Source organism: Erwinia rhapontici, from assembly GCF_020683125.1.
Classification (GTDB): domain Bacteria; phylum Pseudomonadota; class Gammaproteobacteria; order Enterobacterales; family Enterobacteriaceae; genus Erwinia; species Erwinia rhapontici.
Window position 1 is genome coordinate 1,785,700 of sequence record NZ_CP085627.1, and the last position, 14,042, is coordinate 1,799,741.

The following is a 14,042-nucleotide window of genomic DNA, read 5'->3' on the forward strand; positions in this document are numbered from 1 at the left end:
TTAGGAATAGAAACTTTGGGCCAGCGAACCGACCAGCAACTGCCAGCCATCGACCAGCACAAATAGCATGAGCTTAAAGGGTAACGATATGGTCGCTGGTGGCACCATCATCATCCCGAGAGCCATCAATACGCTGGCGACCACCAGGTCGATAATCAGGAACGGAATAAAAACGGTAAAACCAATCTGGAACGCCGTTTTCAGTTCACTGGTCACGTAAGCGGGCAGCAGAATACGCATCGGTACGGCTTCGGGGCCGGCAATTGGCGGTGTGTTGGCTAAACGGGCAAACAGCGCCAGGTCACCCTCACGCGTCTGACGCAGCATAAACTCACGCAGCGGCTGGGAACCTTTCTCAATGGCTTCCTGCATGCTGATTTTGTCTTCGCTGAACGGCTGATAGGCATCGGTATAAATTTTGTCGAACACCGGGCCCATAATAAAGAAGGTCAGAAACAGCGCCAAACCCAGTAAAACCTGGTTCGGTGGTGCAGACGGTGTTCCGAGTGCACTTCGCAGCAGACCAAATACGATAATGATGCGCGTAAAGCTGGTCATCATCAGTAAGATGGCTGGCAGGAAGGTCAGCGAGGTAATAAATACCAGTGTCTGTACCGGCAGTGACCAGCTCTGGCCGCCATTGGCCATTGGTTTGCTGATCAGGCCCGGTAACTGGGCATAAACATCAGGTGCCAGCATCAGCAGGCCGAGCAGCAGCAGTGGAAGGGTGCGTTTCATTTTTTCTTCCCGGCGCTTTTCATTAATGACTGGAGAACCTGACGGAAATCGGGCTTTGGTTCCGCAGAGTCGGATGTCTCTTGCTGAGGTTTGGCAGGCAGCGTGTGCAGATGGGTAATCTGCTGTGCAGTAACACCCAGCACCAGACGCGCATCATCAACGTCGACAATCACGACACGTTCACGTTGACCCAGCGAGCAGCTTGCACTGATATTCAGTGTCTGACTGCCGCTGCGTCGTGAAGCAAAGCCGAAGCGTTTTGCCACCCAGGCACAAGCGAGAATAAGAATAATAATCGCTGCCAGCACGCCACTCACCTGAGTGAGCATAGAGCCGGTTGAAATGGCCGGCTGTGGGATGACCGGCTGCTGCTGCGTGGTATTCATTTAGCGACTCAGGCGACGCATACGTTCAGACGGGGTAATAATGTCGGTGATGCGTACGCCATACTTATCGGCCACCACGACCACTTCACCCTGAGCAATCAGATAACCGTTAATCAGGATATCCAGTGGCTCACCCGCTAATCCATCCAGTGCGACAACCGAACCTTGCGACAAGCGCAGCAGCTCTTTGATTGTCATTTTGGTACGGCCCAGTTCAACGGTCAGTTTGACCGGGATATCCATAATCATATCGATATCTTGCAGAGAACCGGACACATCGCCCACATCCAGCGATTTAAATACGCTGTCGGTGGAAGAGGATTTTACCTGTTCATTCATTGCGTCAGCCCACAGGTCGTCCGCAGAGATGTCGTCATCGGACGGCTTATTCGTATCACTCATCGGGCTGTTCCTCATTCAGCGAATTCAAAATCGGGTTGATCAGGTGTTCCACGCGCAGAGCGTACTGCTTATTCAGCGTTCCGTACTGGCTGGTCAACACCGGCACGCCATCCACATGGGCGATAATGCGGTCCGGTTTTTCAATCGGTAATACGTCGCCAGGCTTCAAGGCCAGCAGACGTGAAATTCTCATCGATACTTCGGCAAAATTCGCCACCAGCTCCAGCTCAGAGTGCTGAACCTGCTTCACCAGCGTGTCACGCCAGTTTTCATCTTCGCTGCGCGAGTTTTCTAACGGTGGGTTCACCAGCGTTTCACGCAGCGGTTCAATCATGCTGAATGGAATACAGATATTGAACTCACCGGTCAGGTTACCAATCTCAACCTGGAACGGCGTGGTAACCACGATATCGTTAGGTGAGGTGGTGATGTTGGTGAACTTCACCTGCATCTCTGAACGAACGTACTCGACATCCAGCGGATAGATTGGCTTCCAGGCCTCACTGTAACAGTCGAGCGCCAGCTTCAGCATACGACGGATGACGCGTTGTTCAGTGTGGGTGAATTCACGTCCCTCGACTTTCGTCGGGAAACGGCCATCACCCCCAAACAGGTTATCTACGGCGATAAACACCAGACTCGGCGAGAAAACCACCAGCGCCGTGCCACGCAGCGGCTTGAGGTGGATAAGGTTAAGGTTAGTTGGCACCGGCAAATTGCGGGCAAACTCATGGTATGGCTGAATCTTGATCGCGCCGACCGAAATATCCGGGCTGCGGCGCAACAGATTAAACAGCGCCATACGATAAGAACGCGCAAAACGTTCGTTAATGATCTCCAGTGCCTGCAGACGCTCACGAACCACGCGGCGCTGGGTATTGGGATCATAGGGGCGAATGTCGCTCTCGCCACCGCTACTGACCTTATCTTCTGTCACACTATCGCTGTCGCCATTGAGTAGTGCGTCAATTTCTGCCTGAGAAAGAATGCTATCGCCCATAAATATCCATCACCGCAGAATGAAGGCCGTGAAGAGGATATCTGTCACGACCTGCTGTGGTTGTCCCTGCACCAGCGGAGGTGCCAGTACCTGTTTTATCTGTGCTACTAATGCCTGCTTGCCTTGTTCATTCGCTAACGCCGAGGCACTTTGACGTGAAAGCAACAGCAGCAGACGACTACGGACTTCCGGGAGATAATCATTCATACGACGACGCGATTCTTCGTCTGGCAAACGCAGCGTAAAGCCCACGTACAGCACACGATCCGGGTCGTTATCTGGGTTGATCAAATTAACCGTAAAAGTATCCAGAGCAAAAAACACCGGCGCAGGTGGCGGCTCCGGCTTTGCTGCCGCAGCGGCATCAGCCGGAGTTTTCATCATGCGCCAGACTGTATAGCCCGCCACGCTGCAAGCGACCAGAGTCACAATGAGTAACACCGGTATCAGGAGCTTACGTTTGCCGCTTTTGGCTTTAGCGTTATCAGTCATATTAGCTGTAACTTCCTGTGATTATTTTCGGGGGCGGTGCCACGTAATCCACTGTCCCACGGCGTTATGACAAATTATCCCGCGTCTTGCGCCAAACAATAGGCAGAAAAGACGCGAGTTTTGCCATCAGCTTACGCGTTTGTTGCCGTCAGGCGAAAATATCAACAGCATTGGAGCCGGCTGCGCGCGCCTGCAGGGCGGCAGGAACGGCAATTGGCGTCACATCACTGTCATTTTCTGTAGCAAGACTAAACGGGCTTCCGTTGTTATTGCGCTGCTGTTCCTGCTGACCAGCAAAAGACTGGCCTTGCTGGAACGCATCGCTACTGACATTACTTTGACCCAGGTTGATGCCACTCTCAGCCAGAGAGGCGCGCAGTTGAGGCAATGCTGCCTCCAGTGCGGCCCGCACCTGGCTCTGATTTGAGACCATACTCAGCTGGGCCTGGTCATTATCCAGTTTCAGGCTGATCTGGATACTGCCCAGGTCCTGCGGATGCAGATGCAACTCGGCGGTCTGTTGCCCGTTGCGACTGAACATCAGGATCTGTTGTCCCAGTGCCTGCTGCCATTCCGGGCTTCCCAACTGAGAATTCAGCAGAGGAGTTGCCGGTGCACTTACCATCGAGGTTGACGTCGGGGTAAGTAATGAAGACGCGGTACTGATCACATTATTGGTTATCGTCGCGGTAGGGGCAGAACTTGAATTTTCTTTATCGATATCTTTGCTGACGTTGCTCATAACCTGCTGAAAAGCCGGGTCGAGAGTCACCGCGCCTGGATTTACGGACGCTTTACCAGTGCCCGTGCCGTCAGAAGATTTTGCACTAACGGGAACCAAAAGGGCGTTATTGCTGTTTTTAGCGTCAGCGCCAGTGGCATCACCTTCTTCCGTTGTCACTTTACCCAGAGCCGCACTCAGCGCATTCAGCGTCGATTGTTTATCGCTTTTATTCAGCCCAGCGGTGAGCAGATCGCTACTTTTTGCCGTAGCACTGGCAACCGGAACGGCGGCGTTGTTCGGCAGCATGGCATAAAGCGCCTGCAATGCCTGAAGATCGCTGTCGCTGAGTGTCACCGCAGGTGCCTCTTTCTCATCTGTCGCCACATCGTCTTTGCTATCGATTTTTGCCTGCTGTGGCTGCAAGAGGGCCGTCAGTGTATCGGGCTTATCCAGAGCGGCCAGCAGATCGCTGATGCCCGGCTTCTTAGCCTCTTTACCGTCATCACTGGCTGCAACCTCGACGCCATCGACTGCCACACCCGTTCCACCCTGTTGGGCCAGGGTGAGCAGGCGGTTGCCTAAAAGCGTCAGGAAGCCCTGCTGCGAGGTCTCCCCACCCACCGTTAATTCACTGCCGGTGCTGTCGAGAGTACTGTCGCCGGTGCTGCTGACTTTCGCGCTGCCGGTGGTTGCCGTCGTCGTGACCGCAGTTGGTAAGGTAATCATTCGCCTTTCCTCAATGATGCCCGTTGGGCAAATTCATCCATCCGTTTCTGATCGAGACGGTTTTCTTGTAACAGGGCGGTAGTCAGCGCGCGTGACTGAAGAGTCTCGTAGGCGTGCAGCCGTTGTTGTTTGTCGCGCCACAGGCGCAATGCATTTTCCACGCGCGTATTCCAGTGCAGCAGTTGCTGACGATGTTGCTCAATCGCGTTTTCCAGCGTCTGAATAAACTGGTGATAGTTGTACCAACGGGTACTGGCTATCCCTTCGCTCATGGTGTTGTTAAGGTTCTTGCGGTATTCGTCCTGATAATTGAGCAGCATGTTGAGCTGCTCATCGGCCTGTTTTTGCGCTCGACGCACGTCACCTAACTGGATGGCGGCTTTTTCCACATCTTTGTGCGCCAGATCGCGCAGCGTATCAATGGCTGAGACTGTTTTTGTCATAAAGCCCTCCAGTCAGGCGGCATCACGGCACAGGGCGTGATGCGACTTCAGATGAAACTTAACCAAAAATCGCCTGCAAATGCAGGCTGGCATCGTCGAAGGTGCTGCGCTCAAACATACCCTGTTGCAGGAAGGCTTCCAGTTCAGGGTAGAGTTTGATCGCTTTATCCAGCGTTGGGTCGGTTCCCGCCGCATAGGCGCCCACGCTGACCAAATCACGGTTGCGCTGATAGCTCGACAGCAGCTGTTTAAACTGACGCACGCGGGCGTAATGGGTCTCATCAATCAGGTGTGCCATTACGCGGCTGATCGAGGCTTCAATATCAATGGCCGGATAGTGGCCGGATTCCGCCAGGCGGCGTGACAGAACGATATGGCCATCAAGGATGGCGCGGGCTGAGTCAGCGATGGGATCCTGCTGGTCATCCCCTTCGGTCAGAACGGTATAGAAAGCGGTAATCGAACCACCGCCGTCGATGCCATTACCGGCACGTTCTACCAGTGCAGGCAATTTCGCGAACACGGAAGGCGGATAGCCTTTGGTCGCAGGGGGTTCACCGATGGCCAGGGCAATTTCACGCTGCGCCATGGCATAACGCGTCAGGGAGTCCATGATCAGCAGCACGTGCTGGCCACGGTCACGAAAATCTTCGGCAATACGCGTGGCGTACGAAGCACCCTGCATACGCAGGAGGGGAGAGACATCGGCCGGGGCGGCAATCACTACCGAACGCGCACGTCCTTCTGTGCCGAGGATATTCTCGATAAAGTCTTTCACTTCACGGCCACGCTCACCAATCAGGCCCACGACAATCACGTCGGCTTTGGTATAACGGGCCATCATGCCCAGCAACACACTTTTACCCACGCCGGAACCGGCAAACAGGCCCATACGCTGGCCGCGTCCGACGGTGAGCAGGGCGTTAATCGCACGCACACCGGTATCCAGCACATCGGTAATCGGCGTACGCTGCAACGGGTTAAAAGGCGGGGTATTCAGCGGTGCGCGATAGCCGGTTTCAGGTGCAGGCAGCCCGTCCAGCGGGCGGCCGCTGCCGTCCAGCACGCGGCCAAGCAGTTCCGGGCCCAGCATCATCTGTTTACCGCTGTTCTGTTTGTCGCCGGCGATACGTGCGTACACGCGCGCTCCGGGCAAAATACCTTCAACTTCTTCCAGCGGCATCAGCAGCAGCTTCTGGCCGTTAAACCCCACCACTTCACTTTCCACTTCGCTAACGCCCTGGCTGTCGTGACGTTCAATCACACAGGTGGCGCCCAGCGGCAGTTGCAGCCCGGTCGCTTCCAGTACCAGACCGGTAGCGCGGATCAAACGACCATAACGACGGACGTCCGGCACTTGTGCCAGACGTTGTTCGAAGTTGTCGAGTGCGCCAAGCCAGCGCGACAGGCGAGTGGTCATTATAATTCTCCCGGTGCGGCCAGGCGGCAGAGTTCGTGCCAGCGGGTGGCAATACTGGCATCCAGATCGCCATCTTCCGCGCTGACCTTGCAGCCGCCGGGATGGATGGTACTGTCACCGAGCAGACGCCAGCCGTGCAGGCTGAGCGTCGCGCCCAGCGTGGTTTCCACACGGGGCAAATCGTCGGGATGGACGCGCAACGTAGGTTTGCCGCTGAACATCGGTTCCTGTTGCAACATGCCCTGAATCTGACGCAGCAGGGCGGTACCGTCGACGTGAGGCGCCTGGCCAATCACCTGACGGGCCGCTTCCAGTGCCAACTGCATCAGACGTGAGGCAATCACGCTGTCCAGCGCTTCCAGCGTATGGTGAAACTCGGAAACCAACTGCTGCATACGCGCCTGTAATGGCGCCTGCTGCTGCTGTGCCTCTGCCAGACCCTGTTGAAAACCGGCGTCATAGCCGGCTTTCTGACCTTCAGAAAAACCGCGCTGCTGCCCTTCGGCGTAACCCAGACCCTGGGCTTCGTTGCGGACCTGAGCCTGCAACTGTTCTAACTGAAACTGCTGCTGCTCAATCGGGTCATCGGTAGTGACCTCGGGTAAGACCAGCTCTTCAAGCAGCGGACGATCCGGGCGCGCCAGGTCGTTTGGCTGCCAGCGTTGCCAAGGCAGTGACGCGTTATCAGACATAAGTTTCCTCGCCACCACCAATCACCATCTCGCCGGTTTCGGCCAGACGACGAACAATCAACAGAATCGCTTTCTGTTCGGTTTCCACCGCAGACATACGCATTGGACCGCGGTTGGCGAGGTCGTCGCGCAGGATGTCGGCAGCACGCTGCGACATGTTGCGCAGGAATTTCTCGCGCAACGGCTGCTCGGAACCTTTCAGAGCCACCAGCAGCGATTCGGATTCCACTTCCTGCAACAGGCGCTGGATACTGCGATCGTCCACTTCGACGAGGTTTTCGAACAGGAACATTTCGTCGATAATTTTCTGTGCCAGCTCGCCGTCGAACTCGCGAACCGCTTCGATAACCGCTTCTTCCTGCTGAGTTTTCATCAGGTTGATAATCTCTGCCGCGGTACGAACACCACCCATCTTCGCACGCTTGAGGTTCTGACCATCCAACAGGCCATTGAGCACTTCGGTCAGTTCTGCCAGCGCGGCTGGCTGTACGCCGCCGAAGGTGGCAATACGCAGCATCACATCGTGACGCAGACGTTCGTCGAACTGCGCCAGAATGTCGGCCGCCTGGCCGCGTTTCAGGTGCACCAGGATGGTGGCGATGATCTGCGGATGTTCGTCGCGGATCAGGTCGGCAGCCGCCTGTGGTTCCATAAAGTTGAGCGTGTCCATCCCGGAGGTGGTCTCGCGCGTTTCCAGAATATCTTCCAGCAGGGTAGACGCTTTCTCTTCGCCCAGCGCTTTGATCAGCACGGAGCGCAGGTAGTCGTTGGAGTTGAGGCTCAGCGCTGCAAACTGCTCTGCATCAATCTCAAACTCGCGCAACACATCGGTCAGCTGTTTATGTGACACCTGACGCATGTTGGCAATCGCGGTGCTGAGGTGCTGCACTTCACGGGCATCAAGGTGTTTGAACACCTCGGCGGCGCGGTCTTCGCCAATCGTCATCATCAGGATGGCGCTTTTCTCAGTACCGGTGAGACTCATAGTTCTTCCTTCATCCACTGGCGAATAACCAGAGCCACCACGCGTGGGTCATTTTCTGACATCTCACGAATACGCTGGCTCATCACCTCAGCACTCATGCGGTGCTGAGATTTACGTTCCTGGTCAAGTTCGTCTTTCGACAGCTTGACGGAGATACCGGACTCTTCATCTTCGGCCTGACGTGCAGCAGTAATGGCAGCAGCTTCCAGCGCGGCTTTCTCCTGCTCTGCTTTACGACGCAGCTGTGGACGAACCAGTTTGCGGTAGAGGATGTAAGCCACAATCAGCACCAGTAACCAGCGTCCGGCTTCCAGCATCTGCTCGATAAATGCAGGTTGTTTCCAGAATGGCAGCTCAGCGCCAAGGTCACTGTTTTCCGTGAACGGAGAGTTAACCACGTTCAGGCTGTCACCACGCTGCTCCGAGAAGCCCATCGCTTCGCGGGTCAGGTTTTCGATCTGCTTAAGCTGTGCATCATTCAGTGCAATAGGCTTACCGGCGGCATCGGTACGGTAGTTCACCACCACCGCAACAGACAGACGCTGAACTTCACCGACATTCATCTTGGTATGCAGGATGGTGCGGTTCACTTCATAGTTAGTCGTGTCATCGTTACGCGTATTGGACGGAACGATTTTCTGGGCGCTGCTGGTGGCTGCATTGGCTGCCGCATTATTCGCGTTAGCACCTGCGGCACCCGCAGCACCGTTAGCACCCGCTGCGCCATTGGCACCGGCGGCACCGTTAGCTGGGGTGGTAATCGGACCTGCGTTGGCCGGAGCCGGTTGGTTCGACAGGGCACCCGGAACGCCGCCAGGATACTGGCCACCAAGTTGTTCGCTGTTGCTGGTCTGGCGTGAGCGAATTGCTTGCTGGTCAGGGTTGCTGTTCGGTTTGTACTGCTCGTCGGTCTGCTCACGGGTATTAAAGTCGATTTGCGCGGTGACCTGCGCATGGACATTGCCGTTGCCAACGATAGGACCCAGGATGGCTTCGATACGCTGCTGGAAACGCGCTTCAACATCGCTGGCATATTTTAACTGGGTGTCATTGAGGTCACGCCCGGTTGGATCGTTCTGAGTCAGCAGACGGCCCGCCTGGTCAACGACGGTCACATTGCCCGGTGGCATACCGGCGACGCTGCTGGACACCATATGGACAACGGCGTTGATCTGACCTTCATCCAGCGCACGACCCGGCTGCAATGCCAGGGTCACAGACGCGGACGGTGATTTCTGCTCGCGCACGAACAGCGTTGGTTTTGGCATCGCCAGATGCACCCGTGCACCCTTAACCGGGCCGAGTGTTTCGATGGTACGTGCCAGCTCACCTTCCAGCGCACGCTGGTAGTTCACCTGTTCGCTGAACTGGCTGATACCGAATTTCTCTTTATCCAGCAGCTCGAACCCCACAGCGCCACCTTTCGGCAACCCCTGTGAAGCGAGGCGCAGGCGCAGCTCATGCACCTGTGCGGCAGGAACCAACAGCGCACCACCCTGATCGTCGAACTTATACGGTACGTTCATCTGGGTCAGTTGCGTGACGATAGCCCCGCCATCCTCATTACTGAGGTTGCTATAAAGGACGCGATAATCTGGCTGCTTGGCCCACAATACCATCGCAATAACGATGGCAATGACCGCGGCCGCAGCAACGATAATAGGGATGCGTGGGTTGGCGCGTAGGCGAGCGAACAGGTCATTCAAACCTTTCTTCTCTGGATTATCCTGCGTGACAGTTGCATTCATGACTCGTTCCTGCCTGACAGTTGACCGGACTGTTGCGTGTAGTGTCGTAACAAAACTGACTCCCTGATGCGCTGGCTTAAAAAATTTCCACCTCAATGGACTGCCATTATTTTCTGAAATGAGAAATTCGATGGCTGGATAAGCTGTGATTTATGCGGCTATTTAGGGGCTTTGTCTTATTGACATTGTGTTAAGTTTGTCAGCAATCGTAATCACCACATCGTTCGTTCGGGAGAAAACATGGCTATTCAGGGTATTGAGAGTGTGATGCAAGCGCTGCAAACCACCGCAATGCAGGCTGCTGGCGGTAAAGGCGCTGACAGTACATCGCAGGCAGATTTTGGTGCGGAGCTAAAAGCCGCGCTCAGCAAGATCAGTGAAGTCCAGACCGAGTCACGTGCTCAGGCGCAGGACTTCCAGATGGGTAAAGAAGGCGTCTCACTGAATGACGTGATGGTGGATATGCAGAAGTCCAGCGTCTCAATGCAGATGGGCATCCAGGTGCGTAACAAGCTGGTGAGCGCGTACAGCGACATCATGAACATGCAAGTTTAAATTGGTTAAGTACCTGAATAAAATTGTTTAAATACCTATCCGGTGTGAGTGTGGGGCAGTAGTGGGGCAAAGCCGTTTCAGGGCTGGTGATCATCAGCCCTGCCATACCGCGTGATAGTGAAAGCAGTCACTGATTAGCTGCGCTGTATCCTTACAGGTGCTTATCGACACGTCATCAATGTGTTTTTTATTCAGTGGTCATCGTTGATGCCGATGCTATGCCCCTGCCAGCCAATATAGACACACTCAGACAGTCTAAAGCCCTATGCGAATGATACTTAATATCATTTAACTTGTTAAGAATGCTTCTTACTTGTATTATTGCTTTGCCCCTCACAGAGCTAACACCACAGAGTGCCGGAGATAAGCGCCGGAAGGGGTATGTCACTCTCATCTTTTTCTCTCCCCCGGTCATAAATCCTGCAATCTGCCCTGTATTTTTCTTCGTCACTGCCGATAACTTTCAACAGCGATCCTGAGCGCGTGCTGTTTTTCCGCGCCGGCTGACAACAATGAATAATAACCTTGAGGTAGACATGGATAACTTTCAAAAAGAGATCGATGAGAGAGCGAATCTCGCATTATCGAATAAGTTCGAACTTTTGTTATTCCGCCTGGGGTCTGCTCATCAGGATGATAAGCCTGAGCTGTTCGGTATCAACGTTTTTAAACTGCGTGAAATTGTGCCGATGACCAACATCACCCGTGCGGCAGGTATGAAATCGCCGCTGCTGGGTATGGCGAATATTCGTGGGCAGTTGATCCCGGTGATCGATCTTCCTGCGGTGGCGGGTTGTACTCCTTCAACGGGCCTCAATTTATTGCTGGTGACCGAATACGCGCGCAGCACGCAGGCGTTTGCGGTGGAATCTGTTGAAGATATCGTACGCCTTGACTGGAGCCAGGTACATGCAGCGGAATCCGGTGTCAGTACCCGTAACATTACCAGCATTGCCTGCCTGGATAACAACAACAACATGGCCATGGTGCTGGATGTTGAGCAGATTCTGCATGATGTCATCCCTTCTGTTCGTGAAGTGAAAGAAGGCGACATTAAGGTGAAAACCTTCAAGCTGAAGCCGGGTGCGATAGCGATTGTGGCGGAGGACTCGAAGGTTGCCCGTCAAATGCTTGAGCAGGGCCTGAAAGCGATGGGGATCCCGGCCGAGATGCATACCACGGGTCTGGAAGCCTGGGAAAAAATTAAAAAGCTCTACAAAGAGGCTCAGGAAGAGGGCACTTCTATTCATGACAAGATCGCTCTGGTGTTAACCGACCTTGAAATGCCCGAAATGGATGGCTTTACGCTGACGCGTAACATCAAGAGCGATCACAATCTGAAGGATATTCCGGTGGTGATCCATTCTTCACTTTCTGGCAGTGCTAACGAAGATCACGTCCGTAAAGTCGGGGCGAATGGTTATGTGGCGAAATTCGAAATTAATCAGCTTTCCGCGGTGATACACCAGGTACTGGAAGATGCAGTCTACTGATTGTAATACGTTAAATATCCCTCCGTCCTAAGAGGGCAGTCAATGAAGAGAATGCAGCGGGCAGGACAGGTGCGACTGGCGCACCTGCCTGCTTTTACTTCTCCCTGCAACGCCTTTGCAACGTGGCGATAATCATTGCGCTAATTCACATATCAGAATAATTCACTTATCACTTGTCTGAAAAATCCTAGAATGAAACCGGGCATCGTTAAAAGGAGGCTGGAGGAAGTAAGGAAGAGAACGTACAAGGCCCGGTGCGTCGATTTGACGCGATCTGGATGGTGCGCTTGCTTACTGAGGTTCCTTCATCAGAACTTATGGATAAAGACAGTCATAACCCACCCGCCGATGTTCAGGCGGAAATTCCTGCGGACCCTCCACCGGACAGCACGGATTGTGCTCATCCGATTGCAGTGGATCTGGAAGGTTGGGTGTTAACACCCGCGCAGCGAACCTTTATTAAGTCCTTACTCAGTGAGGATGACGAAAGCGATACCGATCGCTAAAAACAAACAGGCCGCCAGTGTGCGGCCTTTTTTTTTATCTGTCCGGTACCGACTGAACAAACGCAGAGCAAAATGAGCAGCCTGAATGGTTGCCTGGGCCAGGTAAAGCACAATGCGGGCAATGATGTCCGACGGCAAATGTACTGCGCATAGTCAGACTTAACCTCGCACACTCTTCCTGACCCAGCAGATGACCAATTTTGCGTATCAATTTTTTTTCGCGCTGACGCGCAGCGATGGCAGCCGCACGTCGCGCCTTATAGCGGCTACGACAGGTACCGAATGGTGCTGCCGTTTTCCAAAATATCGTAGTCATAAAGACCTCCGGTGCAGGAACCCGTTCTCTGATTCCCCTTGCCATGTGCGGTAAAAACCCTCGTAAGCGCAGCTGATGAATCGCGCCTATAAAAACGATAGCTATAGTTATTATCAATATCAAATGTTATGAGTTAAATAACCTTTGCTATCAGCGTATTTATTTGAAATAACTGATTTTTAATATTTAATTTGGATTAATTGGCAGTTTAATGGCAAAGATCTGAAAAATTTTACTAACCTATTCAGTTATATCGATAGATGAACACTGTCATGCCCATGATGTGAGAGGGATGATGGTTTACCGCGAGGAAATACTGATGGTTTCTGTGTTGTTCAGGGTGTCTGGCGGTCACTACGAGGAGATCATCCTGCCGGAGCAGGAGGTGAGTGATTATCGTCTTAAATCGCGGATAAGGAAAATAGCCACACCGATTAAGCGGACTTCTCCCGCCAGCTCGACCGCGGGCAGGCGTGGGTCATCAACGGTTAAAAAACCATTCGAGGGCCCTTCCAGATAACGGTACACAGAGACGCGTGAATTCATCTCAGCCATGACGAGATCTCCAGATTCAACTGGTACATCGACGTCAATGATCACAACGCTGCCAGCGGTGGCTTCCACGCAACCGCTGTTGCGGTCAAGAATATAGGCCCGCCAGCTCTTTTTAGCCTTAACGCCGGTGGGGACAGCGACCAGTTCAGTGGTTTTTCCGCTGGCATCCCAGAGCGGCACAGTAGTGCCGCTTTTCACTTTGTCTGTGGGGCTCATTGTTGCCGCTCCGCGCATCTCTCCCGCGCCATTTGCCAGCCACTCCACGTTGATATCCAGTGCTCTGGCAATGTCGACCAGCTTACGCGATCCCTCTGCTTCACCCTTCGTCAGCCGCCAAATCGTTGGCTGTGATACGCCCGATGCTTTTGCCAAAGCACCCTGTGTCATTCCCATCATGGTCATAGCCATGTTCAGCCGCCAGGCGAGTGTATTCGGTTTCATATACCAGAATTTATAGCGATGCGTATTTTTCGTCAAACACGCTTTGCTATTATTTTTTATAATAGCCTTTGCTATTTATTGTCTTTTATCTATACCTTTAAGTATCGATATGGTGAGCGAATGGCATTCAAAAGCGTTTTTTTTGTTACCAGTCAGGAAAGCATGTCGGGTTCTATGTGGTGCTAACGGCCACATCCGGCGGTTCGGGAACAGGTCCAGTATTAACGTGACGTTGCAGGATAGTGTTGCACCGATATCGTCGGATTTCCCCTTATTGCAGGATATTTTTTACCGCTCTTTACCAACCCGGTCGTCCAGCCTAATCGCTGGTCTCATCTTCACGGTGGCGTAATGGCCACCCGTCCTGGTGTCTTTGCCAGCATCGTCACACTATCGGGAGATCGTGCCGACCTGGGCAAA

The 14,042-nt window shown here is 53.6% G+C and carries 15 protein-coding genes; 3 read left to right on the plus strand and 12 right to left on the minus strand.

The genetic code is table 11. From position 1 onward, the window contains the following. From fliP to fliF, 11 genes are all read right to left on the minus strand, one after another. Positions 1-738, minus strand: a complete 738-nt coding sequence (gene fliP / locus LJN55_RS08520; RefSeq protein ID WP_133842884.1) for a flagellar type III secretion system pore protein FliP — start codon at positions 736-738, stop codon at positions 1-3. Continuing rightward, positions 735-1,124: a flagellar biosynthetic protein FliO gene (gene fliO, locus LJN55_RS08525; protein ID WP_133842886.1), complete on the minus strand. Its 390-nt coding sequence runs from the start codon at positions 1,122-1,124 to the stop codon at positions 735-737. Before fliO ends, fliP begins: the two co-directional genes overlap by 4 nt. Next, complete coding sequence (fliN, locus tag LJN55_RS08530) at positions 1,125-1,526, minus strand: flagellar motor switch protein FliN (RefSeq protein ID WP_133842888.1); 402 nt, start codon at positions 1,524-1,526, stop codon at positions 1,125-1,127. Then, positions 1,519-2,526 (minus strand): flagellar motor switch protein FliM, encoded by a 1,008-nt coding sequence (gene fliM / locus LJN55_RS08535; protein ID WP_227536016.1) that lies wholly within the window; start codon positions 2,524-2,526, stop codon positions 1,519-1,521. Before fliM ends, fliN begins: the two co-directional genes overlap by 8 nt. Before the next feature lie 9 nt (positions 2,527-2,535). Next, on the minus strand, positions 2,536-3,018 hold the full coding sequence (gene fliL / locus LJN55_RS08540) for a flagellar basal body-associated protein FliL (RefSeq protein ID WP_227536017.1): 483 nt from the start codon (positions 3,016-3,018) through the stop codon (positions 2,536-2,538). A gap of 148 nt (positions 3,019-3,166) precedes the next feature. Further along, positions 3,167-4,468: a flagellar hook-length control protein FliK gene (locus tag LJN55_RS08545; protein WP_227536018.1), complete on the minus strand. Its 1,302-nt coding sequence runs from the start codon at positions 4,466-4,468 to the stop codon at positions 3,167-3,169. Beyond that, complete coding sequence (gene fliJ / locus LJN55_RS08550; protein ID WP_227536019.1) at positions 4,465-4,911, minus strand: flagellar export protein FliJ; 447 nt, start codon at positions 4,909-4,911, stop codon at positions 4,465-4,467. The genes LJN55_RS08545 and fliJ overlap by 4 nt, the downstream gene beginning before the upstream one ends. 58 nt (positions 4,912-4,969) lie before the next feature. Continuing rightward, positions 4,970-6,331: a flagellar protein export ATPase FliI gene (fliI, locus tag LJN55_RS08555; RefSeq protein ID WP_133842898.1), complete on the minus strand. Its 1,362-nt coding sequence runs from the start codon at positions 6,329-6,331 to the stop codon at positions 4,970-4,972. Next, positions 6,331-7,023: a flagellar assembly protein FliH gene (gene fliH, locus LJN55_RS08560; RefSeq protein WP_133842900.1), complete on the minus strand. Its 693-nt coding sequence runs from the start codon at positions 7,021-7,023 to the stop codon at positions 6,331-6,333. Before fliH ends, fliI begins: the two co-directional genes overlap by 1 nt. Further along, positions 7,016-8,008 carry a flagellar motor switch protein FliG gene (gene fliG / locus LJN55_RS08565; RefSeq protein WP_227536020.1) on the minus strand — a complete coding sequence of 331 codons (993 nt, stop codon included), beginning with the start codon at positions 8,006-8,008 and terminating at the stop codon, positions 7,016-7,018. Before fliG ends, fliH begins: the two co-directional genes overlap by 8 nt. Then, positions 8,005-9,756, minus strand: a complete 1,752-nt coding sequence (gene fliF, locus LJN55_RS08570) for a flagellar basal-body MS-ring/collar protein FliF (protein ID WP_227536021.1) — start codon at positions 9,754-9,756, stop codon at positions 8,005-8,007. Before fliF ends, fliG begins: the two co-directional genes overlap by 4 nt. Positions 9,757-9,996: 240 nt before the next feature. Here fliF and fliE point away from each other — a divergent pair, with 240 nt between their 5' ends. From fliE to LJN55_RS08585, 3 genes are all read left to right on the plus strand, one after another. After that, positions 9,997-10,311: a flagellar hook-basal body complex protein FliE gene (gene fliE / locus LJN55_RS08575; RefSeq protein WP_159337066.1), complete on the plus strand. Its 315-nt coding sequence runs from the start codon at positions 9,997-9,999 to the stop codon at positions 10,309-10,311. Positions 10,312-10,847: 536 nt separating this feature from the next. Then, entirely contained in the window at positions 10,848-11,804 is a 957-nt protein-coding gene (locus LJN55_RS08580; protein ID WP_133842908.1) for a chemotaxis protein, read from the plus strand. A 317-nt stretch (positions 11,805-12,121) separates the two neighbouring features. Next, positions 12,122-12,310: a hypothetical protein gene (locus LJN55_RS08585; protein WP_133842910.1), complete on the plus strand. Its 189-nt coding sequence runs from the start codon at positions 12,122-12,124 to the stop codon at positions 12,308-12,310. 709 nt (positions 12,311-13,019) lie between these two features. Here LJN55_RS08585 and LJN55_RS08590 read toward each other — a convergent pair. Next, positions 13,020-13,589, minus strand: coding sequence for a helix-turn-helix domain-containing protein (locus LJN55_RS08590; protein WP_227536022.1), 570 nt, complete (start codon positions 13,587-13,589; stop codon positions 13,020-13,022). Between the last annotated feature and the right edge of the window lie 453 nt (positions 13,590-14,042).

Bases quoted from the DNA above. Each gene is read 5' to 3' on its own strand.
- fliE (WP_159337066.1), top strand. From the start codon at position 9,997: ATGGCTATTCAGGGTATTGAGAGTGTGATGCAAGCGCTGCAAACCACC.
- fliG (WP_227536020.1), bottom strand. From the start codon at position 8,008: ATGAGTCTCACCGGTACTGAGAAAAGCGCCATCCTGATGATGACGATT.
- fliJ (WP_227536019.1), bottom strand. From the start codon at position 4,911: ATGACAAAAACAGTCTCAGCCATTGATACGCTGCGCGATCTGGCGCAC.
- LJN55_RS08585 (WP_133842910.1), top strand. From the start codon at position 12,122: ATGGATAAAGACAGTCATAACCCACCCGCCGATGTTCAGGCGGAAATT.
- LJN55_RS08545 (WP_227536018.1), bottom strand. From the start codon at position 4,468: ATGATTACCTTACCAACTGCGGTCACGACGACGGCAACCACCGGCAGC.
- fliM (WP_227536016.1), bottom strand. From the start codon at position 2,526: ATGGGCGATAGCATTCTTTCTCAGGCAGAAATTGACGCACTACTCAAT.
- fliF (WP_227536021.1), bottom strand. From the start codon at position 9,756: ATGAATGCAACTGTCACGCAGGATAATCCAGAGAAGAAAGGTTTGAAT.
- LJN55_RS08580 (WP_133842908.1), top strand. From the start codon at position 10,848: ATGGATAACTTTCAAAAAGAGATCGATGAGAGAGCGAATCTCGCATTA.
- fliI (WP_133842898.1), bottom strand. From the start codon at position 6,331: ATGACCACTCGCCTGTCGCGCTGGCTTGGCGCACTCGACAACTTCGAA.
- LJN55_RS08590 (WP_227536022.1), bottom strand. From the start codon at position 13,589: ATGGCTATGACCATGATGGGAATGACACAGGGTGCTTTGGCAAAAGCA.
- fliL (WP_227536017.1), bottom strand. From the start codon at position 3,018: ATGACTGATAACGCTAAAGCCAAAAGCGGCAAACGTAAGCTCCTGATA.
- fliN (WP_133842888.1), bottom strand. From the start codon at position 1,526: ATGAGTGATACGAATAAGCCGTCCGATGACGACATCTCTGCGGACGAC.
- fliP (WP_133842884.1), bottom strand. From the start codon at position 738: ATGAAACGCACCCTTCCACTGCTGCTGCTCGGCCTGCTGATGCTGGCA.
- fliO (WP_133842886.1), bottom strand. From the start codon at position 1,124: ATGAATACCACGCAGCAGCAGCCGGTCATCCCACAGCCGGCCATTTCA.
- fliH (WP_133842900.1), bottom strand. From the start codon at position 7,023: ATGTCTGATAACGCGTCACTGCCTTGGCAACGCTGGCAGCCAAACGAC.